Raw genomic sequence first — 23,331 nt, 5'->3', positions numbered from 1 at the left:
GAGCCACCGCAGCGCCGATCTTTGGTCTACGGTTCGGGTATGACTCGCGCCGCCGCAGTCGGCGGGGCGGAGGTTTGAACTGGGCAGGAGCCGCTATGGACAGACATTCTCGTCGCTTGCCCATGTTCCTGAATCTGGCGCAGATCCGTTTCCCGGTCGGCGCGATCGCCTCGATCGCACACCGCGTGTCGGGCGTTCTGCTGTTCATCACCCTGCCCGTCATCGCCCTTGTGCTCGATGCGTCGCTGCGCTCCGAGGACGTTTTCGCTTCGCTGCGGAAGCTGCTCTCGTCGCCGCTCTACGTCGTCGCGGCCACTGTGCTGGTGTGGGCGCTCGTGCATCACGTGCTGGCCGGTGTTCGCCACCTGCTGATGGACGTCGGCGTAGGGAGCGAGCTTGCCCGGGCGCGCGCCAGTGCGCGGGTGGTCCTGCTCGCCGCACCCTTGCTCGCGCTGCTCTTTCTGGTCTGGGGGCTGTCATGAGGCTGTTCGACGGTCAGCGGGCATGGGTGATCCAGCGGATCAGCGCCTTGCTGCTGCTGGTGCTGATCGTGCTCGCCGCGCTCGCGCTGCCTTTTGCGGCGCCGCTCGATTTCTCCGCATGGCGCGACTTCGCCGGTGGCGTGCTGGGCGGACCGCTGATCGCGCTGCTGTTCGGCGCTCTGTGCGCGCACGCGTGGGTCGGCATGCGCGACATCGTGCTCGACTACGTCCAGCCGCGCGGGCTGCGCTTCTTCGTACTGAGCCTGATCGCGGTCGTGCTGCTCGGCGTGCTCGTGCGTGTGCTGCTGAGCCTGGCCGCGGTGACGCTCGCCGCTTGAGCGGCGAAGGGACGGGACATGAAACTGAGCATCTATCGCTTCGACCCGGAGGGCGGGAATCCGCCGCGGATGCAGGCCTACGAGGTGCGTCCGGAGGCGGGCGACAAGAAGCTGCTCGACCTGCTGATGCGCCTGCGCGTCCAGGACGACAGCCTGTCGTTCCGGCGCTCGTGCCGCGAAGGGGTGTGCGGCTCGGACGCGATGAACATCAACGGACGCAACGGTCTCGCCTGCCTGACTGCGCTCGACGGCCTGAAAGAGCCGGTGGTGCTGCGCCCCCTGCCGGGCTTCCCGGTGATCCGCGATCTGATCGTCGACATGACGCAATTCTTTGCCCACTACCACTCGATCAAGCCCTGGCTGATCAACGGCGAGCCCCTGCCGGAGCGCGAGCGGCTGCAGAGCCCGGCCGAGCGCGAGCGCCTGGACGGGCTCTATGAATGCATCCTGTGCGCGTGCTGCAGTGCGTTCTGCCCGTCGTACTGGTGGAATCCGGACAAGTTCATCGGGCCTTCGGGCCTGCTGCAGGCCTACCGCTTCATCGCTGACAGCCGCGACACCGCCACCGCCGAGCGGCTCGATTTCCTCGACGACGTTTATCGCCTCTACCGCTGCCGCACGATCATGAACTGCACCGAGGTCTGCCCGAAGGGCTTGAGTCCCTCGCACGCGATCGAGCGCATCCGGCTGGCGCTGCTTCGGCGTTCGTCCTGACACGGCACGCGCGGCTGCGATCCATCCATTCATTCACTGCATGCGCGAACGGAAGTGGGCGCTGCAGCCTTCGAGTTCCAGCAGGTGGGGCAGCAGCTCGGAGTGTTTGTGCACGTGGAATACGAAGCGTGGCACATCCCGCCCGGTTGTCTGGGCCATGAAGGGTTCGCCCCAGAAGCTGAGCAGGGCCTCGCATCCGCCGCTGTGCTGGCTATCTGCGAGGATGAAGGAAAGCGTGCGCTCCAGCTTGCACCAGCGCGGCGGGCGCACACGCGCATGACCGGCGCAGGTGGCGATCTGCGGCGCGATCGTGCTGTCCCAGAGCGCGCGCTGGCTTTCATCGAGCACGAACTGGATCGAACCGACCGCCGGATTGTCGACCGCCGGGCGCAGCAGGGCATCGAACAGCGCGGGTGTGCGGTACATCGACAGGCACACGTTGAACCAGATGGAGTCTCCGCTCATCGCGAGCAGGAAGCGGTGGCATTCCGTCTGCAATTGGCGCGGTCCGATGAGGGCCAGGCCGGGATGTTCGAGTGCAGCCTGCAGGGCGTCGACCGTGTGCGCCGTACGCTCGACCTGCTCGGCGGTCAGCTCGTTGTTGCGGCTGTGGCGCATGAAATTGATGAACAGCAGGCCAACCAGCGCCAGCAGGATCGGGAGGACGACCGCCTCATCGACGATGTGCAGCAGGTGCAGCACCATCGCCACGAACGCCGCGGTAATGCCGGCGATCGCGTCCCACTCCCAGCGCATGGCCTGACGGATCTTCATCGCTTGCCCTCCACTGTTTTTGCAACATAGCACAGGGCCTGGTGGGCGCGGCGGGGCGGACGTGCTGAAGTAAAGGAACGCGTCGCGGAAAAGCGAGCCGGCTGCAGGGCCGTCATGGTGGCGGCGGTGAGGGATCAGGCGGCAAGCATCACGAACCCCTTGTTCTCGAGCCCCTTGTGCACCAGCGCCGCAGCGAGGCGCATGTCGCGCGTTTCCATCAGCTCGCGGGTCTCGATGTCGTCGAGGCCGGTCGCAAGGGCCTGGGGAAGCCTGCCTCCGGCGTTCTCGATCGCCGTGTCCAGCCGCGCCAGCATGCCCCATAGCCGCCACCACGCCAGCATGATCTCGGAGGCTGCCTGCATGGCCTGCGCCGGTTCGGTTGACGTGCTGCGTGTCGTGAAGATGCTGTTGATCCACGACATCGTCGAAATCGACGCGGGTGACGTCCCCTTCCACGTACCGGCGACGCATGCCGGCCAGGAGGAGCGCGAACGGCTGGCCGCCGAGCGCCTCTTCGGCTTGCTGCCGGACACGCAGGCCGCCGAATTCCGCGAACTGTGGTGTGAGTTCGAGGCCGCCGAAAGCGACGACGCCAAATTTGCGAAAGCGCTCGACCGTTTCCAGCCCATGCTGCACAAGGCTGCGACCGGCGACCGGCGACCGGCGACCGGCGCGGAAGTCAGATCTTCCCGTCCAGCCCCATCTGGTGGTACTTGTGCACGATCTTGTCCTGGTTTTCCAGCAGCCAGTCGATGTCGGGCTGATTGCTCATCGCCTTCCGGATCGCCTTGAGCATGGCCTCGCGATGGATGTCGAACAGCGCCGCATGGTCGAGGTCCTTGACGGAGGTGATCTGCGGGTGCAGCCACACCGACACGATGATGCCGAGTTCATTGGCCCTTTCACGGGGAATATAGCCCGCACGCACGGCGTCCAGCACGCCGTTGGCGATCGCCGCCTGAACCGTGCCCATCAGGATGTTGGTGTAGCGCTCGTCCTTCACCGTGACCTTGCTCACCATCAGCGTCAGCGGACGCACCTGGATGTCGGTGTTCAGAATGGCGAACACGCGCGTGTGGCCCTTGACCTGATCGCCGGTCAGCGTGGCCAGCGCGGTGCCAACCGGGCCATCCAGCTCGCCGATGATTACTTCGGGCTCGGCCGCGGTGACGGCTTGCCCCGCGACGACCAGCGCTTCGCCACTGCGGAAGAGGATGCGTTCGGACATGAGTGGGTCTCCTTCATTTGATGGGATGTCGAATCGTCTACACGTCCCGTGCGCCGGCCTGCAGACTCGACCCGGGCCGGGAAATGCCGTATCGATGACCGCATCGGGCCATCGATCCAGTTCCGGACTCTAGTGCCGGGCTTACGGCCCTGTTGTCCTGTGCCGGACATGAATTGTCGAAAAATAGCCAGGAACAACGGCCCGTGCCACGAGCCTCACCCCTCGCAGCCAGCGCCTCGGTCATCATCAGCGCGCCGCGGTTGATCTCGACCTGGGCGTGGATCAATCCGGGCTTGCCGTCGGGGAAGGGCATGCGGTCCAGCTCCTTCGCATCGAAGGCGCGGGCGCAGAAATCGCAGGCTTCGGCTGTGCGGCCCGCCATGGACAGGTAGGGAATCACGCCCTTCATCACGGCGGGGTCGGTGGGGTGCGATACGTCGCTCATGGCAATGGTCCTCGGGTCGGACGACGACAGGGTTCCAGCCACAGCCCCTTGTCGCTCAGCGCGGCGCGGTCTCGGGCGCGGCGCACGCGTTCGCGGGCGCTGTCGCGCGACTTGATGCCATAGAAGTCCAGGCTCTCTTCGATCAATTGCCCGATGGTCTTGTTGCGTTGCGCGGACGCCTCCTTGAGCGCCCGATAGCGCTCCTCCGACAGGGTGATGGTCAGGCGGCACGACGACGCGCAGGCGCCACCGGGGCCGCCGTTGGCGCGCCGTCGAGCTATCCGCTCCCCCAGGGGTGGGCGAAAAACAGAAGCCCCGCACAGGGCGGGGCTTCGCGGAGGGAGGGGGACGCGTCGCTCAGACGTTGAACAGGAAGTTCATCACGTCCCCATCCTTCACCACGTACTCCTTGCCTTCCGCCCTCATCTTGCCCGCTTCCTTGGCGCCGGCTTCGCCCTTGTACTGGATGAAGTCCTCGTAGGCGATGGTCTGGGCGCGGATGAAGCCGCGTTCGAAGTCGGTGTGGATCACGCCGGCGGCCTGCGGCGCGGTGTCGCCGACGTGGATGGTCCATGCGCGCACTTCCTTCACGCCGGCGGTGAAGTAGGTCTGCAGGCCGAGCAGCTTGTAGCCGGCACGGATCAGGCGGTCGAGACCGGGCTCTTCGAGGCCCATGGATGCGAGGAAGTCCTTCTTGTCGGCGTCGTCGAGGTCGGCTATCTCGGCTTCGATCGCGGCGCACAGCGCGACCACCTCGGCGCCCTCGGCGGCGGCGTGGGCGCGCACCGCATCCAGGTGCGGATTGTTCTCGAAGCCGTCCTCGGCGACGTTGGCGGCGTACAGCACCGGCTTGGCGGTGATCAGGCAGAAGGGCTTCAGCGCGGCCCATTCTTCCTTGGAGAGGTCGAGCGCGCGCACCGCCTTGCCCTGGTCGAGCTGGGCGAAGCATTTCTCGAGCACCGCGACGAGGATCTTGGCTTCCTTGTCGCCGGAGGCGGCGGGGCGCTTGTAGCGGTTGATCGCCTTTTCCACCGTGGCGAGGTCGGCGAGCGCGAGCTCGGTATCGATGACCTCGATGTCGCGGATCGGATCGACGCTGCCGGAGACGTGGATCACGTTGTCGTCGGCGAAGCAGCGCACCACGTGCACGATGGCGTCGGTCTCGCGGATGTTGGCGAGGAACTGGTTGCCCAGGCCTTCGCCCTTGGAGGCGCCGGCGACCAGGCCGGCGATGTCGACGAACTCGACGATGGCAGGCTGGATCTTCTGCGGCTTGACGATCTCGGACAGCGCGGCGAGGCGCTGATCCGGCACCTCGACGATGCCGACATTGGGCTCGATGGTGCAGAAGGGGTAGTTCTCGGCCTGGATGCCGGCCTTGGTTAGGGCGTTGAATAGGGTCGACTTGCCGACGTTGGGCAGGCCGACGATTCCGCATTTCAGGCTCATGAGTATCCTTGTCGTTCCGGCGAGGTATTGCGCGAGCGCGCTATTGCCTTGATCCGGTGTGGAAAACCCTGAATTGTAGCGTGTTGGCTCATGCTTCCAAAAGCGGGGCTGGGGGACGGGTCAAAACGCATGCTGCCGGCCTACAATCCCGATCACGCATTTGCGTGAACACGATCTGCAGAGGTGGAGACATGAAGGAAAGCTGGATGGAGGCCGTCGACGCGCGCAGCGCGCAGGCACGAGCGTCGGGGGCGCTGCAGCCGGTGCAGGCCGAGCAGACCGAAATGGAGGACGCGGGCATCGGCTTCACCGTACGCTGGGTGTCATCGCTCGCGGTGAAGGATGCGGCCAAGGTGGCAATCCCGGGTGGTCCGCGCGACCCGAACTTCAATCCTTTCCTCAATCCCGATCCCGAGCTGACGGTGGGCCTGCTGGGGGACGCGCATGTCGTGATCCTGAACAAGTTTCCCCTGAGCGACCGCCATCTGGTGCTTGCCCGCCGCGCGTTCGAGGAGCAACTGGTGCCGCTGGCGCGGAGTGATTTTGCCGCGCTGGCGACGATCATGGCCGAGGCGGGAGGCCTCGGCTTGTACAACGGTGGAACGGCCGCGGGCGCGAGCCAGCGCCACAAGCATGTGCAGTGGCTGCCGGAGGCAGAAGGCAACGCCAGCCTGCAGCTGTTCGGCGCCGGCCTGCCGGCTGGCCTGCCCGAACAGGGTGTGGCACGCCATCCGGCCTTGCCGATGAAACATGTCTTCATCCGCGTCCGCTGCGGGCGTGGCGTGGGGGTGGACGAAGCGGCCGACAGCCTGTTCGCCGGCTATCGCTGTGCGTGCGACGAGCTGGGGTTGTTCCCGGGGGCAGACGGATTGCTGCCGCCGTGCAACCTGCTGGCGGGGGATGGCTGGCTGATGATGATTCCGCGCAGCCAGGAATGTTTCGAGGGGATTTCGATCAGCGCGATCTGTTACGGCGGCACGCTGTACACCCGGCAACGCGAGCAGATCGAGTCGATTCGCCGCGTCGGCCCGCTGCAGGCGCTGGCGGCTGTGGGCTGTTGAGGCGCGCTGGCCTTTAGCAGCCGGTGCCGTCCGCCGACGGTGCCGGCTTCTGCGGTCTGGGAGGCTTGGGTGGCGCCGGACGGGCATTGAGCCGGGTGGCGACGGTGTTGAGCTCGCCGCGGGCCATCAGCGGCCAGGCGGCGAGGGCCTTGTCGATGGCTTCGTCGATCAGCGCCAGCTCCTCGCGCCGTGGCGGTTTCAGGACGAAGTTGACGACTTCGTTGCGGTCGCCCGGATGGCCGATGCCGATGCGCAGGCGCCAGTAGTCGTGGGTGTTGAGGTGGGCCGAGGTGTCCTTCAGCCCGTTGTGGCCGCCGAGCCCGCCGCCGAATTTCAGGCGCAACTGGCCGGGCGGGATGTCGAGCTCGTCATGCACGACGAGGATCTCGGACGGCTCGATGCGGTAGAAGCGCGCCAGCGCGCCGATCGCCTGGCCGGAGCGGTTCATGAAGGTCTGTGGCATCAGCAGCCACACACCGGCTTCGCGCGCATTGGCAACCAGGCCGTGGAAGCGGGATTCGTGCGAGAAGCGCGCGCCGAGCTTGTCGGCGAGCCGCTCACAAAACCAAAACCCGGCGTTGTGCCGGGTTTCGGAATATTCGGCCCCCGGATTGCCCAGGCCGACAATGAGACGAGGCGGACGCGCAGGCGCGGAGCTCATCGTGTGTCGATCCCGGGCATCCGTGGGGCAGGCGGACGGACTCAGGCCGCCGCTTCGCCTTCTTCGGCTTCGGCCGCGCCGCCCTTGGCGACGGTGGCGTTGGCCACGACCGGGTCACCTTCGCCATGGTGGACGATCTCGACGCCGGCCGGCAGCTTGAGCTGCGACATGTGGATGGTCTCACCGGCCTGCAGTGCGGACAGGTCGACCTCGATGAACTCGGGCAGGTTGGCCGGCAGGCACTGGATGTCGATCTCGTTGATCGGGTGGGCGATCATGCAGCCGCCCAGCTTGACGGCCGGCGACGCGTCGCCATTGACGAAGTGCAGCGGCACCTTCAGGTGCATCTTCTCGTTGGCGTCGATGCGCTGGAAGTCGATGTGCAGCACCTGCTGCTTGAACGGGTGCCACTGGGTGTCGCGCAGGACCACGGTCTGCTTGTTGCCATCGACGTCGATGGTCAGCACGGACGAGTGGAAGGCTTCCTTGCGCAGCAGGTGGTAGAGCTCGTTGTGGTCCATCTGCACCGGCAGGGCATCGCCCGCACCGCCATAGACGATGCCCGGAAGCTGGCCGGCGCGACGCAGGCGGCGGCTCGCACCCGTACCCTGAGCGTCACGCTTGGTGGCCTTGAATTCGATCTGCATTGTGTTGCTCCTGAGTTGAAGACTCCGCCCGCGACCAGGCGGAGGGGGTAAGGCCCGCGGCCGCGCGAGGCGGCCACGGGCTGAAACTTATTCCATGAACAGCGAGGACACCGACTCCTCGTTGCTGATGCGCAGGATGGTGTCCGCGAGCAGCGAGGCGACCGAGACCTGGCGGATGCGACTGCAGGCGCGCATTTCCTCGCGCAGCGGGATGGTGTCGGTGACGACCAGCTCGTCGAGCTCCGAATCGTTGATGCGCGACACGGCGGCGCCTGACAGCACCGCATGCGTGCAGTACGACAGCACACGCTTGGCGCCGTGTTCCTTCAGCGCGGCGGCGGCCTTGCACAGCGTGCCGGCGGTGTCGACGATGTCGTCCATGATCACGCAGGTGCGGCCTTCGACTTCGCCGATGATGTTCATCACCTCGGACACGTTGGCCTTGGGGCGGCGCTTGTCGATGATCGCCAGGTCGCACTCCATGCGCTTGGCGAACGCGCGGGCACGCACCACGCCGCCGACGTCAGGCGACACCACCAGCAGCTTGTCGTATTTCTGCTTGTCGAGGTCGGCCAGCAGCACCGGCGCGGCATAGACGTTATCGACCGGGATGTCGAAGAAGCCCTGGATCTGGTCGGCGTGCAGGTCCATCGTCAGCAGGCGCTGGACGCCAGCAGCCTGCAGCATGTTGGCGACGACCTTGGCGGTGATGGGGACGCGGGCCGAGCGCGGCCGGCGATCCTGGCGCGCGTAGCCGAAGTAGGGCATCGCGGCGGTGATGCGGCCGGCCGAGGCGCGCTTGAGCGCGTCGACCATGATCAGCAGCTCCATCAGGTTCTCGTTGGTGGGAGAACAGGTGGGCTGCAGCACGAAGACGTCCTTGCCGCGGACATTCTCGAGCAGTTCGACGTTGACCTCGCCATCCGAGAAGCGGCCGACGGTGGCGGCTCCGAGTGAAATCCCCAGACGCCGCGCGACATCCGCGCCGAGCTTGGGGTTGGCGTTGCCGGTGAAGACCATCAGGCTGCCGTGGGGCATTACCGCTACTCCGATGCCGTAAGAATCATCGCGCAGAAACGATTCGGGCAGGCTCCGGGAAAAACCTGGGCCTGCCCGTCGTTGTATGGCTGGGGAGGAAGGATTCGAACCCTCGAATGCCGGAATCAAAATCCGGTGCCTTAACCGACTTGGCGACTCCCCAAGAAACCTTTTTCGCTATCGTTTGCGTGTCGATCCGAGAACGGCCGCTATTGTAACCATTCGTACAGCGGATGGCGAGCCAGACTGCGAACTTTCCAGGCCTGCCAGACTGCCGGACAGCTTTCGACGATGCGGTCGGCATCGGCTTCCGATGCAATTTCCGCAAAGACGCAGGCGCCCGAGCCTGTCATCCGCGCCGGCGCATGATGCGCAAGCCAGTCGATCACGCGCTTGACTTCAGGAAAACGGCTGCACGCCACTGGCTGCAGATCGTTTCGTGTCGCGCTCGTAACGAAGTCCGCTATTTTGATGGGTGTCGTGTTTCGCGTCAACTCCGGCGCGCGAAAAATTTCAGCGGTGGGCACGCCGACGCGTGGAAAGAGGATCACATAGCAGGCTGGCGGCAGTGCCAGGGGCTGCAGCGCCTCGCCAACGCCTTCGGCGAAGGCATCCTGGCCGAAGATGAAGACTGGGACGTCGGCGCCCAGTTGCAGGCCCAGCGCCTGCAGCTCGGTGCGCGACAGGCCAGTGTTCCACAGGCGGTTGAGTGCGATCAGCGTGGTGGCGGCGTCGGAGCTGCCGCCGCCGATGCCGCCACCCATTGGCAGCACCTTGTGCAGTGTGATGTCTGCACCCAGGCGGGTGCCGCTGGCCTGCTGCAGCAGGCGCGCCGCACGGATGACGAGATCGTCCGCCTCCGGCACGCCCGCGACGTCGTTCACCCGATGCAGGATGCCGTCCTCGCGCCGCGCAAAATCCAGCGTGTCGCCCCAGTCGAGCAGGCGGAACGCGGTTTGCAGCAGGTGGTAGCCGTCGGCGCGGCGGCCGACCACGTGCAGGAAGAGGTTGATCTTGGCCGGCGCGGGGCAGCTCGCGAGCCGACCGGAAAGGTCGGTGCGCGGCGGGGCAAGGGGGTGGGGGAGGGAAGCGTGGCTCACGCGCGTGTTCAGGGCAGTGGCGTCCAGGTGTCGACGATCAGGCGGATGCGTGCGTCGCCACGCGAGATGTCGATGCGCGCGGGGGGCGCTTCCGCGCCGGGGCCCGCGTACTCGAGGTAGTCGATGCGCCAGCCCTGGTCGATCACCAGCGCGGGGCGGCCGACCGCGTCGCGGCCGCGAACTTCCGCGCCGTCGGCGGGCGTCGCCTGCACCCAGTCGGGGAGTCGGGCGACCGGCACTTCCACGCCCAGCACCTGGGGCAGCAGGGCGTCGGCGTGGGAGGCATCGAGCGACTGGCCGTTGGCATCGGTCAGTCGGGCGCCGCCGGCATCGCTTTGCAGGCGCGCGGCGATCTGGCCGAGCGGGGTGAACACCGTCCAGGTGTCGGAGGCAGGCGCGTGCTGCCATTCGACACGGCCGCTCGCGGCGCGGCTGCCGTCGCTGGCCGACATGCGGCCTTCGAGTTCGAAGGCCGTTGCCGCATGGCGTTCCGCGACCGGAGCGTGGGACGGTTGCAGCGGCGCACAGGCCGACAGCGTGGCCGCGGCCAGCAGCGCGGCGAGCAGCCGAAGCGCGTCGGCGCGCAGTCGGCCCGGCGTCCTCTGGATGGCTGCCCTCATCGGCTGCGCAGGCGCCGCACGGTGTCGCGAAGCTGCTTGTTGTCCGGATGGGCGGCGAGCGCCTCGTCGAACAGGCGGCTGGCTTCGTCACGCCGGCGCAGGCTCCACAACACCTCGCCGAGGTGGGCGGCGATCTCGGGGTCCTGGCGCATGCGATAGGCGCGCTCGAGATGGCCCAGCGCCCCGGCGCCGTCGCCGCGGCGAAAGCGCACCCAACCCATGCTGTCGAGGATGAAGGGATCGTCGGGCGACAGCTCCAGCGCGCGTGTGATCAGGGATTCGGCCTCCTTCAGCCGCAGGCCGCGGTCGGCCAGCGAGTAGCCAAGCGCGTTGAAGGCGTGGGCATGGTCGGGCTTGAGCGTGATCACGCGGCGCAGGCGGGCTTCCATCACCTTGATGCGGTCGAGGCGTTCGGCCAGCATCGCCGCCTCGTAGAGCAGGTCCACATCGTCGGGCGAGCCGCGCAGCGCGGCGTCCACCACTTCCAGCGCCTCCGCGGGACGCTCGGCGTCGCGCAGCAACTGGGCTTCGGCGAGCACGTAGCGCCGCCGGGTGGCTCCGTCGCCTTGCTCGTCTTTCAGGCGCTGGCGCGCCTCGTCGATGCGGCCCTCGCGGGCGAGGCTCTGTGCGCTGCGGATCACCGCTTCCGCGCGGTGTTCGGGCGAGCGCACCTCATCGAGCCACTTGCGCGCGGTGGTGCCATCACCGCGGCCCTCGGCGAGCTGCCCCAGGTGCAGGCGGATCAAGTCCTGTTCGGCGTGGCCGGCAGCGAGCGCGCGGGTGAATTGCGCCTCGGCGTCGGCCGTGTCGTTGAGCTGCTCCGACAACAGGCCCGCGGCGAACAGCAGATCGCCGTCGTTCGGCGCAGCTTCGAGCAGGCGGCGGAATTCGGCGCGGGCCTCCTCGTAGCGCTTGACGCCCACCAAGGCGCGGGCGCGCGCCACCTGCAGGTTGCGGCTCTCGGGATGGCGTGCGAGCGCCGATTCGATCTGCCGCAGCGCCTCCTCTGCTGCGCCGCTGTGCTGCAGCACCTGCGCCTTGAACAGGATGGCAGGCTCCCAGTCGGGGCGCAGCCCGAGCGCGGTGTCGAGCGCTGCTGCCGCTTCCATCGGGTCCTGCGCGACCATCGCAGCCTGGGCGCGCGCGAAATGTGCCTCCGGCAGATCGAGGTAGGGGTCGGTCAGGCGGTTGATCATCGCCTGCACCGCCTGCTTGTCGTCGATGCGCGCCAGCGCGCGATTGAGACTCAGCAGGTTCTGCGCGAGGCGCTCGGGGTGCGAGGCGAGGGCGCGCGCGAGCTGTGCCTGGACTTCTTCCAGGCTGCCATTGGTGCCGGCCGACATGCTCGAAAGGATGCGGCGCGCATCTGCGGAATCGGGCGCGACTTCCGCCCACAGCCGTGCAGCCTGGCTCGTCGCCTCGAGGTTGCGCGCGAACATCGCCACCTCGGTGGCGCGCCGGGCGATGCGCGGGTCGCGCGTATTGCGGGCGAGGTCGAGGTAGAGCTGGGTGGAAAGACTGATCTGGCCGCGCGCACCTGCAATCTCGGCCAGCAACAGCTCGTAGAGCGTGCGCGCCGTGAGCTCCTGCGCGGGCAGTGGGTCTGCGGCCCTGGGCTTGTCGGCGGCGATGGATGCGGCGGAGCCCAGGCCGATTGCGATGGCCAGAGCCGTCCGGCGGGCAAAGCGGGCAAACTTGAAAGTCATGAATACGGTCCGGCGGACGAGATCGAGGCGCATCGCTTGTCTGGACGGACAAGCCGGCCGGGCGATGACGGCCGTTGGATGGCTGAACTAGAATTCAGTTCGCTTCATGTTAGGCAGATTGACGCTGCGCCTGCAAGCCAGCCGCGCTCGCGTGGCTGGGCTGGGGTGCTTGCGTCCAGCCTCCCGTCCCCGCCGCCTGCATTCGTTCCGGACCGTCATGCCCGAGCTGCCCGAAGTCGAAACCACCTGCAATGGGGTGCGTCCGCACGCCGAGGGCCGGGTGCTGAGCGCGCTGGTGGTGCGCAACCCGCGCCTGCGCCAGCCGGTGCCCGAGGATCTGCCGGCGCGCATCGTCGGCGCGCGGCTGCAGGGCGTGTCGCGGCGCGCGAAGTACCTGCTGTTCGACTTCGGCGCCGGCGTGGTCATCGTCCACCTGGGCATGTCGGGCAGCCTGCGCGTGGTGCCGGCTGCGCAGCCGCCGGGGAGGCACGATCATGTCGACTTCGTGTTCGGCGAGCTTGCGCTGCGGCTGCGCGATCCGCGGCGTTTCGGCATGGTCGTGTGGCAGCCGGGCGACGCGGACGCGCATCCGCTGCTCGCGCACCTTGGTCCCGAGCCGCTCGGCGACGAGTTCGATGCGGCCTGGCTGCACCGCGTCACGCGCGGGCTGCGCGCGCCGATCAAGCACGTGCTGATGGACAGCCGGCGGGTGGTCGGTGTGGGCAACATCTACGCGTCCGAGAGCCTGTTCCGCGCCCGCATCCACCCGATGACGGCTGCCGGCAGGCTCGGGCCGCAGCGTTGCGCGCGCCTCGTCGAGGCGGTGCGCGAAACCCTGCGCGCGGCGATCGCCGCCGGTGGCAGCACGTTGCGCGATTTCGTCGGCGGCGACGGCAAGCCGGGCTATTTCCAGCAGCAGTATTTCGTCTATGGCCGCGACGGCGAGCCCTGCCGCATCTGCGTTGGTCCGGTCCGCCGCGTCGTCAGCGGCCAGCGCGCGACGTATTTCTGTCCGCACTGCCAGCGGCGCGGCTGAGGGCATCGAGCCGCGGCGGCGGTCGCGAGCGCTCGTCGGACGCTCGGCGCCGCCGGTCCGCGGCGCGCGCGGCGAGCATGGCCGGCAAGCGCGAACATGGCTATGCTGACGCTGTATCCGGTGCGAGCCCCGTCCGCCGCGTCGTGTTCCCAACCCTGCCGTAGCCTGCGCAATGAACGCTCCGATCGTGAATCTGGCCGACCAGTTTTCTTCCTACAGCCGCTGGCGCAGCGGCGCCGCCGATGCGGTGGCAAGGCTGCGCAACTGGCTCACGCGCAACGAGGTGGGCGACGTGCAGGCCGACCTGCGGCTGCAGTACCTGCTCGAACGCCTGCGCGACGACAAGCTCACCGTCGCCTTCGTCGCCGAGTTCTCGCGCGGCAAGTCGGAGCTGATCAACGCGATCTTCTTCGCCAATTATCGTGACCGCATCCTGCCCTCGAGCGCGGGTCGCACCACGATGTGCCCTACCGAGCTGCAATGGACGCGCGACGCGCAGCCCGAAGTGCGCCTGCTGCCGATCCGCACGCGCGCATTGCGGGCGCCGGTCAGCGAGCTGAAGCGTTTTGCCGACGAGTGGCATGTGTTTCCGCTGCGCTCGCTGGAGGCGACCGAATTGCAGGTGGCGCTCGCCCGCGTTGGCGACACCGAGCGGGTGACGCAGGCCGAGGCCGTGCAGCTTGGTTTCAGGATCGACCCCAAGGGCGAGACCGGCCTCAAGCCGGGCAGCGACGACAAGGTCGAGATCCCGAGCTGGCGTCATGCGGTGGTGCAGTTCCCGCATCCGCTGCTGGAGCAGGGGCTGGTGGTGCTCGACACGCCGGGCCTCAACGCCATCGGTGCGGAGCCCGAGCTGACGCTGTCGTTGCTGCCCAATGCGCATGCCGTGCTGTTCATCCTCGCTGCCGATACCGGTGTGACGCAAAGCGATCTGGCGGTATGGCGCGAATACGTCCATCCCGGCCAGGCCAGCCGCAAGGGACGGCTGGTGGTGCTGAACAAGATCGACGGGCTGTGGGACGGCCTGCGCGACGACGAGCAGATCGGCGAAGAGATCGACAGCCAGGTGCGCGCCGTGTCGGACACGCTGGAGATCGACCGCGCGACGGTGTTCCCGGTGTCGGCACAGAAGGGGCTCGTCGCGCGCGTCAATGACGATGCCGCGCTGCTGGCGCGCAGCCGCCTGCCCGAACTCGAGCGCGCGCTGACCGAAGACCTGCTGCCGACCAAGCAGGACATCGTGCGCGACGACACGCTGGGCGAAACCCGCGACGTCGCGCGGCAGACGCGGGTGCTGCTGGAGGCGCGGCTGTCCGGGTTGCGCGAGCAACTGCAGGAGCTCACCGACCTGCGCGGCAAGAACCAGAGCGTCATCGAATACATGATGCGCAAGATCCGCACCGAGAAGGACGAATTCGAGCAGGGCCTGCAGAAGTACTACGCGGTGCGCTCGGTGTTCTCCGACCTCACCAACAGCCTGTTTGCGCACATCGGCATGGATGCGCTGCGCGACGAGACGCGGCGCACGCGCGAGGCGATGCTCGATTCGACCTTCACCAGGGGCCTGCGCGATGCGATGGAAGGATTCTTCACCCACCTGCGCGACAACTTGCGCCGCTCCACCGACGAGATCGGCGAGATCACCCGCATGCTGGACGCGATGTACAGGCGCTTCGCGATCGAGCACGGGCTCAAGCTCGCTTCTCCGGTCGGCTTCTCGACGCTGCGCTACGAAAAGGAAATCGACCGCCTGGAAGCGGCCTTCAACCGCCAGATCAACACCGCGCTGACCCTCGTCACCACCGAGAAGCACGCGCTGACGCAGAAGTTCTTCGAAACCATCGCGGTGCAGGCGCGACAGACCTTCGAGGTGGCCAATCGCGACATCGAACAATGGCTGCGCGCGGTGATGTCACCGCTGGAGACGCAGGTGCGCGAGTACCAGATCCAGCTCAAGCGCCGGCTCGAGAGCGTCAAGCGCATCCACCAGGCCACCGACACGCTGGAAGACCGCGTCGAGGAGCTGAAACAGGGCGAAGAGGCAGTGCTGGCGCTGATCGCCGAGCTCGACGCGCTGGAGGAGGGCATCCGTGCGGCGCTGGGCGTCGCCGCGAGCGAGGCCCCGCAGCAGGCCCGTGCGGCCTGAGTGCCTGGCGAAGCTCGCGCGTAAGTCGTAAGTCAGAAAGGCCGGCGATCGCCGGCCTTTCGTCATCTGGCGGGGCCTGCCGCGGGGTCAGGCCTTGCCGGTCAGCTTGAGGAACTTCTCCATGAGCTGTTCCTTGTCTTCCTTGTGGTTGGGGTCGAGCGGGATACAGTCGACCGGGCACACCTGCTGGCATTGCGGCTCGTCGAAGTGGCCGACGCACTCGGTGCACTTGTTCGGGTCGATCTCGTAGATTTCGTCGCCCTGGGAAATGGCGCCGTTGGGGCACTCCGGTTCGCAGACGTCGCAGTTGATGCATTCGTCGGTAATCATCAGAGCCATGGTTTTCGCTTCCTTGCCTTTCGCTTTTGCAATTACTTGCGGTGGTTGACCTTGTCGTGCAGGCGCGCAAGCACCGATGGATGCACGAACTTGCTGACATCGCCGCCGAGGCGGGCGATTTCCCGCACCATCGTTGCGGAAATGAACATGAACTCGTCGGCCGGCGTCAGGAACACCGTTTCGACGTCGGGGAAGAGCTTGCGGTTCATGCCCGCCATCTGGAATTCGTACTCGAAGTCCGAGACGGCGCGCAGGCCGCGCAGGATCAGGCGCGCGTTCTGCGACGACAGGAAGTCCATCAGCAGCCCGTCGAAGCCGACCACCGTCACATTGGGAATCGGCGCCGTGACCTCGCGCGCGATGTCCACCCGCTCTTCCAGCGAGAAGATCGGGTTCTTCCCGCTGCTTGTCGCCACGCCCACAACCACCCGGTCGAACAACCGTGCGGCGCGGCGCACGAGATCCTCGTGGCCGCGGGTGAACGGGTCGAACGTTCCCGGGTAGATTGCTACACCTTCCCTCATTCCTGCCTCCCACGCAGAAGATGGAAATGCACCTGTCCCGCGTGTCCCTGCCTGACGACCTGCCAGCGGCCCAGCTGAGTCAGAGGCGCCTCCGACTCGAGGTAGAGCCAGCCATCGGGCTCCAGGACCCGATCGATCAGGGGGCTCACGCGCTCGATCCAGCCCTGCCTGTAAGGGGGGTCGAGGAAGACCACATCGAACTTGCGATGGGTAGTTTGGAGGAATCTTACCGCATCGCCGCGCACGATCTCTACTTGCGCCGCCTGTAGGGTCTTTGCGGCCTTGTGCAGTGCGTCGAGCGCGTGGGGGTCGCGCTCGACCAGCACGACCTCGGAGGCGCCGCGCGAGGCGGCCTCGAAGCCCAGGATTCCGGTGCCGGCGAAGAGGTCGAGGCAGCGCAGGCCGTCGAGTTCCTGGCCGAGCCAGTTGAACAGCGTTTCGCGCACCCGGTCGGGCGTGGGCCGCAGGCCGGGCACGCTGGCAACGTCGAGCAGTCGCGAGCGCCACTCGCCGCCGACGATGCGGACGCGGCTCATTGGCGCCTCATTCGCGTGCAGGCGCCTCGGCGGGCGCAGCCGCCGGCGCGGCGGACGTGGCCTGCGCGCGATCGCCGTCGCCACCGGCGATCACGGTGACGAGATGCTCCGGCCGCACGCGGCGTGCGAAGGCATCGCGCACCTCCTCGGCGGTGACTGCCGCCACCTTGCGCGGATAGCGGTCGAGCCAGTCCAGCGGCAGGCGGTAGAAGCCGATCATGGCCACGTAGTCGAGCACCTTGCGGTTGGAGTCCAGGCGCAGGCCGAAGCCGTTGACGAGGTTGTCCCTGGCGGCCTGCAGTTCCGCTGCGCTGGGGCCACGGGCGATGAACCCGGCCAGGGTGTCGTTCACCACGCGAAGCGCATCCTCGGCCTGGCTGCCCTTGGTCTGCAGCCCGATCTGGAACGGGCCGGGAACCTGCTGCGGCATGAAGTAGCTGTACACGCTGTAGGCGTAGCCGCGCTTCTCGCGCACCTCTCGCGTCAGCCGCGACACGAAGCCGCCGCCGCCCAGCACGTAGTTGCCTACCAGCAGCGGGAAGTAGTCGGCGTCCTCGCGCGCCATGCCGGGCAGCCCCACCAGGATGTGGGCCTGCGCCGAAGGGTTGGGCACATGCACGCGCTCGGCGCGCGGCTGCGCGGGCGGCGGCAGGGGGGTGGCGGCTTCGCCCGGCGGCAGCCCGCTCGTCAGGCGGACGGCGATGTGCTCCGCGGTGGCACGATCGACATCGCCGACGATGGCGATGGAGGCGTTGCTCGCGCCGTAGTGCCGGCGATGAAAGGCGACGAGGTCGTCGCGGCTGATCGCTGCGAGGCTCTCCGGCGTGGTGAGCTGGCCATAGGGGTGGCCGGCATAGCTCAGCGCGGTGAAGCGCCGCTCCGCCAGCGTCGCCGGTTTGGTGAGCGCCTCCTTGAGGCCGGCGATCGCGCGTGCGCGCTCGCGTTCCAGGACCTGGGCGGGGAAGGTCGGCTGCGCCAGCAGCGTGGCCGCGAGCTCGATTGCGGCGTCGCGCTCCGCCTCGGAGGACAGGCTGCGCACATTGAGGTTGGTGCGATCATCGTCGGTGCCGCCGCCGATCTGCGCGCCGATGTCGGCGCTGCGGTCGGCGATCGCCTGTTCGTCGAGCGCGCCTGCTCCGGCCTCGAGCAGGCTGCGCGTCAGGCCGGCAAGCCCGGCCTTGTCCGCCGGCTCGCGTGCGCTGCCGGCGGCGAAGTCGATCTGGATGTCGACGATGGGCAGGGCATGGCTTTCGACGAACAGCACGCGTGCCCCGGTGGGCGCGGTCCATGCCTCGATGTGCGGGTTCGCCCGCGCAAGCGAGGGCAGCAGGGCGAGCGCGACGGTGAGCAACAGGCCCTGAAGGAGCGTGCCGGCATGGAAGCGGGTCAGGCGGAAAGTCAGTTTCTGGGTCATGGTGATTCGGTATCCGGTTCAGCAAACGGCGGGCGGCCTGCTAGTGGCGCAGCGGCTGGGCCGGGCGGGGGCGGGTGGCCGTTGCCGGCTGTGGCTCGAGTCGCGCGACGGTGAGGCTGTCGTCGCCGAAGTAGCGCTTCGCCACCGCCTGCACCTCATCCGCGGTGACCGCGCGCAGGCCTTCCAGCAGGCGATCCTCGTCGCGCCACGACAGGCCGGCCGATTCCAGGTAGCCGATCTCCATCGCCTGGCCCATCAGCGAGTCGCGCTTGTACACGCGCGATGCGACGGCCTGGGCCTTCACCCGGGCGAGTTCGGCTTCGCTCACGCCGTCGTCGCGGATGCGCTGCAGTTCAGCACGCAGCGCGCCTTCAAGCTCGGCGACGGTCTTGCCCGGCGCGGGCACGCCGTCGAGATAGAACAGCGACGGGCCGCGGCCGGAGCCGTCGTAACTGGCGCCGGCCGACACTGCCAGCCGCGCGTCGCGCACCAGACGGCGGCTGAGGCGTGCACCGTCGTAGCCGTCGAGCACCGCGGCCAGCATCTGCAACGCGTAGGGATCGCGGTCCGAGGCCGGGTTGCGCAGCGCCGGCACGTGCCAGGCCAGCGCCAGGTAGGGCAGTTCGGCGGGGCCTTTCACCACCGTCTCGCGCGGGCCGAGCTGTTCGGGTTCGGCCGATACGCGGCGCGCCGGCAGTTCCTGCGTGGAGATCCTGCCGTAATGCTCGGCCGCCATGCGGAACACCGCCTTGTGGTCGACGTCGCCCACGACCACCAGATAGGCGTTGTTGGGCGTGTACCAGCGCCGGTACCAGTCGCGCGCATCCTGCGGGCGCATGGTGTCGAGGTCGGTCATCCAGCCGATCACCGGGCGGCGGTATGGGTGGGCCTGGAAGGCGGTGGCGGCGATCTGCTCATACACCAGCGAGCGCGGCTGGTCGTCGGTGCGCAGCCGGCGTTCCTCCTTGACGACTTCGAGTTCGCGCCGGAACTGGTCGTCCGAGATGACGAGGTTCTTCATGCGGTCGGCTTCCAGCGCCATCATCTCGCCCAGTCGCTGCGGCGGCACCTGCTGGAAATAGGCGGTGTAGTCCTTGGTGGTGAAGGCGTTGTCACGTCCGCCGATGGCGGCCACGCGCTTGTTGAATTCGCCGGGGCCGACCTTCTTCGTGCCCTTGAACATCATGTGCTCGAGCACGTGGGCGACGCCCGACACGCCCTCGGCCTCGTCCATGGAGCCGCTGCGATACCACACCATGTGCACCGCGGACGGCGCACGGTGGTCCTCCTTGACGATCAGCTTCATGCCGTTCGGCAGGGTCGTCTCGAAAGGGTTGGCTTGTGCGGTCGTGGCAGCGCACGCCGTCGCGCCGATCAGCAACGCGCGGCCGAAGGCTTGTCTATAGGTCTGGCGAAACATGGGGGATGTCCTGCATCTGATAAAATCCGCGGCACTTCGCAGGGGCTGGCGGCTGATGGCCGGCGCGATGCGGAGCCGCATCTTAACGTGATCGGGATCGGGTGCCCACGGCCCCGGCGCATGCCGCGTCCGCAGCGAAACGATTCCTCTGACTCGAGCTTTCCATGTTTGGTTTCTTGAAGAAAAAACGCGGCACGTCCGACGATACCGCAGTGCCCGCCGCGGGCGCCGAATCTGCCGCGGCAGATTCGGCTGCTGCGCCTGTCGTCCCGGTGGCCGAGGCGCCCGCGTCCGAACCCGTCGCAGCGCCTGAAATCCGGCCGGCTGCCCCAGCCGCACCGGTCGTCGAACCCGTCCCCGCAGCGAAGCGCTCGTGGGCCGAGCGCCTGAAGGCCGGCCTCGCACGCACCCGCCAGCAACTGGGCGGCGGTCTTGCCAGCCTGTTCGGTCGTCGCAAGATCGACGAGGACCTGCTCGAGGAGCTGGAAACCACGCTGCTGATGGCCGATTGCGGCGTCGAGGCCACGCAGCATCTGCTGGGCGAGCTGCGCACGCGCTGGAAGCGCGACAAGCTGGAGACCGCGGACCAGTTGCAGCAGACGCTGGCCGATGCGCTGCATGCCATCATCGCGCCGCTCGAGCAGCCGCTCGACGTGTCGGGCCACTCCCCCTACATCATCATGATCGCGGGCGTTAACGGCTCGGGCAAGACGACCTCCATCGGCAAGCTCGCCAAGTATTTCCAGGCCCAGGGCAAGAGCGTGCTGCTGGCTGCCGGCGACACTTTCCGCGCGGCGGCGCGCGAGCAGTTGATGACCTGGGGCGAGCGCAACAACGTCACCGTGGTGGCGCAGGAAGGCGGCGACGCCGCGGCGGTGATCTTCGATGCGATCAACGCCGCGCGTGCGCGCCGGATCGACATCGTGCTGGCCGACACCGCCGGCCGCCTGCCGACGCAACTGCACCTGATGGACGAGATCGCCAAGGTCAGGCGCGTCATCGCCAAGGCGGAGCCGAGCGGGCCGCACGAGGTGATCCTGGTGCTCGATGCCAACATCGGCCAGAACGCGCTGGCACAGGTCAAGGCCTTCGACAAGGCCGTCGGCGTCACCGGCCTCGTGGTCACCAAGCTCGACGGCACCGCCAAGGGCGGCGTGCTGGCGGCGATCGCGCGACAATGTCCGAAGCCGCTGCGCTTCATCGGTGTCGGCGAAGGCATCGACGACCTGCAGCCCTTCAAGGCGCGCGAGTTCGTCGACGCGCTGTTCGAGCCCGTGCCGGGCGCGGTGAAGGCAGGCGGGGAGGCTGGCGGGCGCGCATGATCGTCTTCGAGGAAGTGGTAAAGCGGTACCCCGGCGGCTACACCGCGCTGGCCGGCGTCAGTTTCGAGATCCGCCATGGCGAACTCGTGGTGCTGTCGGGCCATTCCGGCGCCGGCAAGAGCACGCTGATGAAGCTCATCCCGGTGATCGAGCGCCCCACCGCGGGCACCGTCCGCATCAATGGCCAGGATGTGTCGCACCTGCCGCAGCGGGCGATTCCCTACCTGCGCCGCAACCTCGGGCTGGTGCTGCAGGAGATCCGCCTGCTGCACGACCGCAGCGTGTTCGACAACGTCATGCTGCCGCTGGTGATCACCGGCCACCCACCGCGCGATGCCGCGCGGCGCGTGGCGGCAGCGCTCGAGCGCGTCGGCCTCGACGGCCGCGGCAAGGAGCGTCCGGCCGGCCTGTCGGGCGGTGAGCAGCAACGCGTGGCGATCGCGCGTGCCATCGTCAACCGGCCGTCCATCCTGATCGCCGACGAGCCCACTGCCCATCTGGATCCGGACTACGCGCGCGACATCGCCGACCTGTTCCGCTCGTTCAACGACGCCGGCGTCACCGTGCTGGTGTCCACCCACGACGCCAGCCTGTTCGCCGCCAGCCGGCCGCGCAGGCTGGTACTGGGCAAGGGCCTGCTGGTCGGCGACGAGGCTGCGGTGGAGGTGGCGGCATGATGAACTGGTTCTACCTGCACGGCCGCGCCATCGCCCACGCCTTGCGCCGCCTCGCTGGCCAGCCGCTGGGCACGCTGTTGTCGGCGCTGGTGGTGGGCATCGCCCTGTCGCTGCCCGGCGGCGGCTACCTGCTGCTCGACAACGTCGCCTCGCTTGCGCGCGGTGTCTCCGGCACGCCGGAGATCAGCGTGTTTCTCGACATGGGCGCCGGCGCGGCGGACGTGGCCTTGATCGAGCGGAGGCTGAAGGCCGAGCCGGCACTCGCCAGCTATCGCTACGTGCCGCGCGACGAGGCGCTGCAGCAGTTGCAGCGCGGCGGGCTGGGGGACGTGCTCGGCGGGCTCAGCGCCAATCCGCTGCCGGACGCCTTCGTGGCCGCGCCGCGCGGCGAGGATCCTGCGGTGTTCGAGCGCCTGGCCGAAACGATGCGGAGCTGGCCCAAGGTCGCCCATGTCCAGCTCGATTCCGCCTGGGTCAAGCGCCTGCATGCGCTGCTTGGCCTGGGGCGCTCGGCGGTCATGATGCTGGCCGGCTTGCTCGGCTTCGCGCTGGTCATCGTCACCTTCAACACCATCCGCCTGCAGATTCTCACCCAGCGCCCGGAGATCGAGGTCAGCCGCCTGCTCGGCGCCACCGACCCCTTCATCCGGCGGCCGTTCTACTGGTTCGGCGGCCTGCAGGGAGCGCTCGGCGGCCTGGTGGCGTTGGGCACCGTTTGGCTGGGCGTGGAGGCGCTGGCAGCGCCGGTCGCGGCGCTGGCCGAGTCCTACGGCGCGGTGTTCGCGCTCAGCGGGCCTGGGGTGCCCGAGTCGCTGGTCATCGTCGCCTTCGCCACCTTCCTGGGCTGGCTGGGGGCGGCGATTTCGGTGCGCCGCCATCTCGCGGGGGCTTGAATTTCTGCAATCTGCCACCAATTGAATGAAGGTCTGCGGCACATGCGATGCCTTGTGCTCGTCTGATAGCTTGCGACAATAGAGCTCATCTTGATAATCAATTGGGTCAATTCTTCGCTCAGCCCTACACTCTCAAATCGAGCTTCACGAAGTCGTTCCATCAACCACCCGGAGGAAATGCGATGCCCCTGATCAACAGCAAAATCAAGCCTTTCAAGGCGACCGCCTTCCATAACGGCAAGTTTGTCCCGGTTTCCGACGAGAGCCTGCTCGGCAAGTGGTCCGTCGTGTTCTTCTACCCGGCCGACTTCACTTTCGTCTGCCCGACCGAGCTGGGCGACCTGGCTGACGTGTACCCCGAGTTCCAGAAGCTGGGCGTCGAGTGCTATTCGGTATCGACCGACACCCACTTCACCCACAAGGCCTGGCACGACGCCTCGGACACGATCAAGAAGATCCACTACCCGATGATCGGCGACCCCACCGGCACCATCAGCCGCAACTTCGACGTCATGATCGAGGAAGAAGGCCTGGCGCTGCGCGGCACCTTCGTGATCAACCCGGAAGGCGAGATCAAGGTTGCCGAGATCCACGACCTGGGCATCGGTCGTGACGCCAGTGAGTTGCTGCGCAAGGTGCAGGCTGCCCAGTACGTCGCCTCGCACCCGGGCGAAGTCTGCCCCGCCAAGTGGACCCCGGGCGACGCCACGCTGGCGCCGTCGCTGGACCTCGTCGGCAAGATCTGAGCCTCGCCACAAGCC

27 protein-coding genes and 1 tRNA gene are annotated in these 23,331 nt (G+C 67.7%); 11 read left to right on the top strand and 17 right to left on the bottom strand.

Annotated elements, in window-relative coordinates; genetic code table 11:
* The first annotated feature begins 95 nt into the window (after positions 1–95).
* The 3 genes from sdhC to GH664_RS20245 are packed head-to-tail and all read left to right on the top strand — an operon-like array spanning position 96 to position 1,534.
* Entirely contained in the window at positions 96–482 is a 387-nt protein-coding gene (gene sdhC, locus GH664_RS20255) for a succinate dehydrogenase, cytochrome b556 subunit (protein WP_153169925.1), read from the top strand.
* Positions 479–820 (top strand): succinate dehydrogenase, hydrophobic membrane anchor protein, encoded by a 342-nt coding sequence (gene sdhD / locus GH664_RS20250; protein ID WP_153169924.1) that lies wholly within the window; start codon positions 479–481, stop codon positions 818–820. The genes sdhC and sdhD overlap by 4 nt, the downstream gene beginning before the upstream one ends.
* 18 nt (positions 821–838) lie before the next feature.
* Positions 839–1,534: a succinate dehydrogenase iron-sulfur subunit gene (locus tag GH664_RS20245; protein ID WP_153169923.1), complete on the top strand. Its 696-nt coding sequence runs from the start codon at positions 839–841 to the stop codon at positions 1,532–1,534.
* Between the two features lie 33 nt (positions 1,535–1,567).
* Here the strand turns inward: GH664_RS20245 and GH664_RS20240 are convergent, their stop codons facing one another.
* Positions 1,568–2,308, bottom strand: a complete 741-nt coding sequence (locus tag GH664_RS20240; protein WP_153169922.1) for a hypothetical protein — start codon at positions 2,306–2,308, stop codon at positions 1,568–1,570.
* A 134-nt stretch (positions 2,309–2,442) separates the two neighbouring features.
* Positions 2,443–2,730, bottom strand: coding sequence for a hypothetical protein (locus GH664_RS20235; protein ID WP_194270457.1), 288 nt, complete (start codon positions 2,728–2,730; stop codon positions 2,443–2,445).
* Between GH664_RS20235 and GH664_RS20230 the strand changes: the two genes are divergently transcribed.
* Entirely contained in the window at positions 2,621–3,100 is a 480-nt protein-coding gene (locus GH664_RS20230; RefSeq protein ID WP_228111641.1) for an HD domain-containing protein, read from the top strand. The two genes, GH664_RS20235 and GH664_RS20230, sit on opposite strands and share 110 nt — an antisense overlap.
* On the opposite strand, the gene fae is transcribed toward GH664_RS20230, so the two are convergent.
* The 3 genes from fae to ychF all read right to left on the bottom strand — a co-directional run bounded on the left by fae (position 2,988) and on the right by ychF (position 5,430).
* Positions 2,988–3,536, bottom strand: coding sequence for a formaldehyde-activating enzyme (gene fae, locus GH664_RS20225; RefSeq protein WP_153169920.1), 549 nt, complete (start codon positions 3,534–3,536; stop codon positions 2,988–2,990). The genes GH664_RS20230 and fae overlap by 113 nt on opposite strands.
* A 37-nt stretch (positions 3,537–3,573) precedes the next feature.
* On the bottom strand, positions 3,574–3,981 hold the full coding sequence (locus tag GH664_RS20220; protein WP_153169919.1) for a glyoxalase/bleomycin resistance/extradiol dioxygenase family protein: 408 nt from the start codon (positions 3,979–3,981) through the stop codon (positions 3,574–3,576).
* Between the two features lie 357 nt (positions 3,982–4,338).
* Positions 4,339–5,430 carry a redox-regulated ATPase YchF gene (ychF, locus tag GH664_RS20215; RefSeq protein WP_153169918.1) on the bottom strand — a complete coding sequence of 364 codons (1,092 nt, stop codon included), beginning with the start codon at positions 5,428–5,430 and terminating at the stop codon, positions 4,339–4,341.
* 191 nt (positions 5,431–5,621) lie between these two features.
* Here ychF and GH664_RS20210 point away from each other — a divergent pair, with 191 nt between their 5' ends.
* On the top strand, positions 5,622–6,491 hold the full coding sequence (locus tag GH664_RS20210; protein ID WP_153169917.1) for a phosphorylase: 870 nt from the start codon (positions 5,622–5,624) through the stop codon (positions 6,489–6,491).
* A 13-nt stretch (positions 6,492–6,504) separates the two neighbouring features.
* Here GH664_RS20210 and pth read toward each other — a convergent pair whose 3' ends face one another.
* The 7 genes from pth to GH664_RS20175 form a co-directional block, all read right to left on the bottom strand.
* Complete coding sequence (gene pth, locus GH664_RS20205; RefSeq protein ID WP_153169916.1) at positions 6,505–7,152, bottom strand: aminoacyl-tRNA hydrolase; 648 nt, start codon at positions 7,150–7,152, stop codon at positions 6,505–6,507.
* Between the two features lie 41 nt (positions 7,153–7,193).
* Entirely contained in the window at positions 7,194–7,799 is a 606-nt protein-coding gene (locus GH664_RS20200; RefSeq protein ID WP_153169915.1) for a 50S ribosomal protein L25/general stress protein Ctc, read from the bottom strand.
* Between the two features lie 87 nt (positions 7,800–7,886).
* The gene (locus GH664_RS20195) at positions 7,887–8,837 is read right to left on the bottom strand and encodes a ribose-phosphate pyrophosphokinase (RefSeq protein ID WP_153169914.1); all 951 of its coding nucleotides are present in this window, start codon (positions 8,835–8,837) and stop codon (positions 7,887–7,889) included.
* 86 nt (positions 8,838–8,923) lie between these two features.
* Positions 8,924–9,000 (bottom strand) — tRNA-Gln (locus GH664_RS20190).
* A 46-nt stretch (positions 9,001–9,046) separates the two neighbouring features.
* Positions 9,047–9,937 carry a 4-(cytidine 5'-diphospho)-2-C-methyl-D-erythritol kinase gene (gene ispE / locus GH664_RS20185; RefSeq protein ID WP_153169913.1) on the bottom strand — a complete coding sequence of 297 codons (891 nt, stop codon included), beginning with the start codon at positions 9,935–9,937 and terminating at the stop codon, positions 9,047–9,049.
* A gap of 8 nt (positions 9,938–9,945) precedes the next feature.
* A complete protein-coding gene (gene lolB, locus GH664_RS20180) occupies positions 9,946–10,557 on the bottom strand; it encodes a lipoprotein insertase outer membrane protein LolB (protein WP_153169912.1) in 612 nt (203 codons plus the stop codon).
* Complete coding sequence (locus tag GH664_RS20175) at positions 10,554–12,263, bottom strand: tetratricopeptide repeat protein (RefSeq protein WP_153169911.1); 1,710 nt, start codon at positions 12,261–12,263, stop codon at positions 10,554–10,556. Before GH664_RS20175 ends, lolB begins: the two co-directional genes overlap by 4 nt.
* A 217-nt stretch (positions 12,264–12,480) precedes the next feature.
* On the opposite strand from GH664_RS20175, the gene mutM reads away from it, so the two are divergent.
* Together mutM and GH664_RS20165 are read left to right on the top strand one after the other, a co-directional pair.
* Positions 12,481–13,299: a bifunctional DNA-formamidopyrimidine glycosylase/DNA-(apurinic or apyrimidinic site) lyase gene (mutM, locus tag GH664_RS20170; protein WP_153169910.1), complete on the top strand. Its 819-nt coding sequence runs from the start codon at positions 12,481–12,483 to the stop codon at positions 13,297–13,299.
* A 172-nt stretch (positions 13,300–13,471) separates the two neighbouring features.
* Positions 13,472–15,445, top strand: coding sequence for a dynamin family protein (locus GH664_RS20165; protein ID WP_228111640.1), 1,974 nt, complete (start codon positions 13,472–13,474; stop codon positions 15,443–15,445).
* 87 nt (positions 15,446–15,532) lie between these two features.
* Here the strand turns inward: GH664_RS20165 and GH664_RS20160 are convergent, their stop codons facing one another.
* From GH664_RS20160 to GH664_RS20140, 5 genes are read right to left on the bottom strand one after another with little or no spacing between them, the layout of a single operon-like run.
* A complete protein-coding gene (locus GH664_RS20160) occupies positions 15,533–15,784 on the bottom strand; it encodes a YfhL family 4Fe-4S dicluster ferredoxin (protein WP_153169909.1) in 252 nt (83 codons plus the stop codon).
* 32 nt (positions 15,785–15,816) lie between these two features.
* Positions 15,817–16,308 (bottom strand): pantetheine-phosphate adenylyltransferase, encoded by a 492-nt coding sequence (gene coaD, locus GH664_RS20155; RefSeq protein WP_153169908.1) that lies wholly within the window; start codon positions 16,306–16,308, stop codon positions 15,817–15,819.
* On the bottom strand, positions 16,305–16,844 hold the full coding sequence (rsmD, locus tag GH664_RS20150) for a 16S rRNA (guanine(966)-N(2))-methyltransferase RsmD (RefSeq protein ID WP_153169907.1): 540 nt from the start codon (positions 16,842–16,844) through the stop codon (positions 16,305–16,307). The genes coaD and rsmD overlap by 4 nt, the downstream gene beginning before the upstream one ends.
* Before the next feature lie 7 nt (positions 16,845–16,851).
* The gene (locus GH664_RS20145) at positions 16,852–18,258 is read right to left on the bottom strand and encodes a pitrilysin family protein (RefSeq protein ID WP_153169906.1); all 1,407 of its coding nucleotides are present in this window, start codon (positions 18,256–18,258) and stop codon (positions 16,852–16,854) included.
* Positions 18,259–18,298: 40 nt separating this feature from the next.
* Positions 18,299–19,678, bottom strand: coding sequence for a pitrilysin family protein (locus GH664_RS20140; RefSeq protein WP_153169905.1), 1,380 nt, complete (start codon positions 19,676–19,678; stop codon positions 18,299–18,301).
* 164 nt (positions 19,679–19,842) lie between these two features.
* Between GH664_RS20140 and ftsY the strand changes: the two genes are divergently transcribed.
* The 4 genes from ftsY (at position 19,843) to ahpC (ending at position 23,316) form a co-directional block, all read left to right on the top strand.
* Entirely contained in the window at positions 19,843–21,000 is a 1,158-nt protein-coding gene (gene ftsY, locus GH664_RS20135; protein WP_153169904.1) for a signal recognition particle-docking protein FtsY, read from the top strand.
* The gene (locus GH664_RS20130; RefSeq protein WP_153169903.1) at positions 20,997–21,677 is read left to right on the top strand and encodes a cell division ATP-binding protein FtsE; all 681 of its coding nucleotides are present in this window, start codon (positions 20,997–20,999) and stop codon (positions 21,675–21,677) included. The genes ftsY and GH664_RS20130 overlap by 4 nt, the downstream gene beginning before the upstream one ends.
* Positions 21,674–22,570, top strand: coding sequence for a permease-like cell division protein FtsX (gene ftsX / locus GH664_RS20125; protein WP_153169902.1), 897 nt, complete (start codon positions 21,674–21,676; stop codon positions 22,568–22,570). The genes GH664_RS20130 and ftsX overlap by 4 nt, the downstream gene beginning before the upstream one ends.
* 182 nt (positions 22,571–22,752) lie before the next feature.
* Complete coding sequence (gene ahpC / locus GH664_RS20120; RefSeq protein ID WP_153169901.1) at positions 22,753–23,316, top strand: alkyl hydroperoxide reductase subunit C; 564 nt, start codon at positions 22,753–22,755, stop codon at positions 23,314–23,316.
* Positions 23,317–23,331 lie beyond the last annotated feature (15 nt).

This window comes from Thauera sp. 2A1, assembly GCF_009469595.2.
Taxonomy (GTDB): domain Bacteria; phylum Pseudomonadota; class Gammaproteobacteria; order Burkholderiales; family Rhodocyclaceae; genus Thauera.
Note: the sequence above shows the minus strand (reverse complement) of the source record. Positions and strands in the feature narration are given on the sequence as shown.

Bases quoted from the DNA above. Each gene is read 5' to 3' on its own strand.
- GH664_RS20140 (WP_153169905.1), bottom strand. From the start codon at position 19,678: ATGTTTCGCCAGACCTATAGACAAGCCTTCGGCCGCGCGTTGCTGATC.
- GH664_RS20220 (WP_153169919.1), bottom strand. From the start codon at position 3,981: ATGAGCGACGTATCGCACCCCACCGACCCCGCCGTGATGAAGGGCGTG.
- GH664_RS20165 (WP_228111640.1), top strand. From the start codon at position 13,472: ATGAACGCTCCGATCGTGAATCTGGCCGACCAGTTTTCTTCCTACAGC.
- ftsX (WP_153169902.1), top strand. From the start codon at position 21,674: ATGATGAACTGGTTCTACCTGCACGGCCGCGCCATCGCCCACGCCTTG.
- rsmD (WP_153169907.1), bottom strand. From the start codon at position 16,844: ATGAGCCGCGTCCGCATCGTCGGCGGCGAGTGGCGCTCGCGACTGCTC.
- GH664_RS20235 (WP_194270457.1), bottom strand. From the start codon at position 2,730: ATGTCGTGGATCAACAGCATCTTCACGACACGCAGCACGTCAACCGAA.
- ahpC (WP_153169901.1), top strand. From the start codon at position 22,753: ATGCCCCTGATCAACAGCAAAATCAAGCCTTTCAAGGCGACCGCCTTC.
- GH664_RS20200 (WP_153169915.1), bottom strand. From the start codon at position 7,799: ATGCAGATCGAATTCAAGGCCACCAAGCGTGACGCTCAGGGTACGGGT.
- GH664_RS20240 (WP_153169922.1), bottom strand. From the start codon at position 2,308: ATGAAGATCCGTCAGGCCATGCGCTGGGAGTGGGACGCGATCGCCGGC.
- GH664_RS20230 (WP_228111641.1), top strand. From the start codon at position 2,621: ATGCCCCATAGCCGCCACCACGCCAGCATGATCTCGGAGGCTGCCTGC.
- GH664_RS20245 (WP_153169923.1), top strand. From the start codon at position 839: ATGAAACTGAGCATCTATCGCTTCGACCCGGAGGGCGGGAATCCGCCG.
- ftsY (WP_153169904.1), top strand. From the start codon at position 19,843: ATGTTTGGTTTCTTGAAGAAAAAACGCGGCACGTCCGACGATACCGCA.
- coaD (WP_153169908.1), bottom strand. From the start codon at position 16,308: ATGAGGGAAGGTGTAGCAATCTACCCGGGAACGTTCGACCCGTTCACC.
- mutM (WP_153169910.1), top strand. From the start codon at position 12,481: ATGCCCGAGCTGCCCGAAGTCGAAACCACCTGCAATGGGGTGCGTCCG.
- fae (WP_153169920.1), bottom strand. From the start codon at position 3,536: ATGTCCGAACGCATCCTCTTCCGCAGTGGCGAAGCGCTGGTCGTCGCG.
- GH664_RS20195 (WP_153169914.1), bottom strand. From the start codon at position 8,837: ATGCCCCACGGCAGCCTGATGGTCTTCACCGGCAACGCCAACCCCAAG.
- lolB (WP_153169912.1), bottom strand. From the start codon at position 10,557: ATGAGGGCAGCCATCCAGAGGACGCCGGGCCGACTGCGCGCCGACGCG.
- sdhC (WP_153169925.1), top strand. From the start codon at position 96: ATGGACAGACATTCTCGTCGCTTGCCCATGTTCCTGAATCTGGCGCAG.
- GH664_RS20130 (WP_153169903.1), top strand. From the start codon at position 20,997: ATGATCGTCTTCGAGGAAGTGGTAAAGCGGTACCCCGGCGGCTACACC.
- sdhD (WP_153169924.1), top strand. From the start codon at position 479: ATGAGGCTGTTCGACGGTCAGCGGGCATGGGTGATCCAGCGGATCAGC.
- pth (WP_153169916.1), bottom strand. From the start codon at position 7,152: ATGAGCTCCGCGCCTGCGCGTCCGCCTCGTCTCATTGTCGGCCTGGGC.
- GH664_RS20210 (WP_153169917.1), top strand. From the start codon at position 5,622: ATGAAGGAAAGCTGGATGGAGGCCGTCGACGCGCGCAGCGCGCAGGCA.
- ychF (WP_153169918.1), bottom strand. From the start codon at position 5,430: ATGAGCCTGAAATGCGGAATCGTCGGCCTGCCCAACGTCGGCAAGTCG.
- GH664_RS20160 (WP_153169909.1), bottom strand. From the start codon at position 15,784: ATGGCTCTGATGATTACCGACGAATGCATCAACTGCGACGTCTGCGAA.
- GH664_RS20175 (WP_153169911.1), bottom strand. From the start codon at position 12,263: ATGACTTTCAAGTTTGCCCGCTTTGCCCGCCGGACGGCTCTGGCCATC.
- GH664_RS20145 (WP_153169906.1), bottom strand. From the start codon at position 18,258: ATGACCCAGAAACTGACTTTCCGCCTGACCCGCTTCCATGCCGGCACG.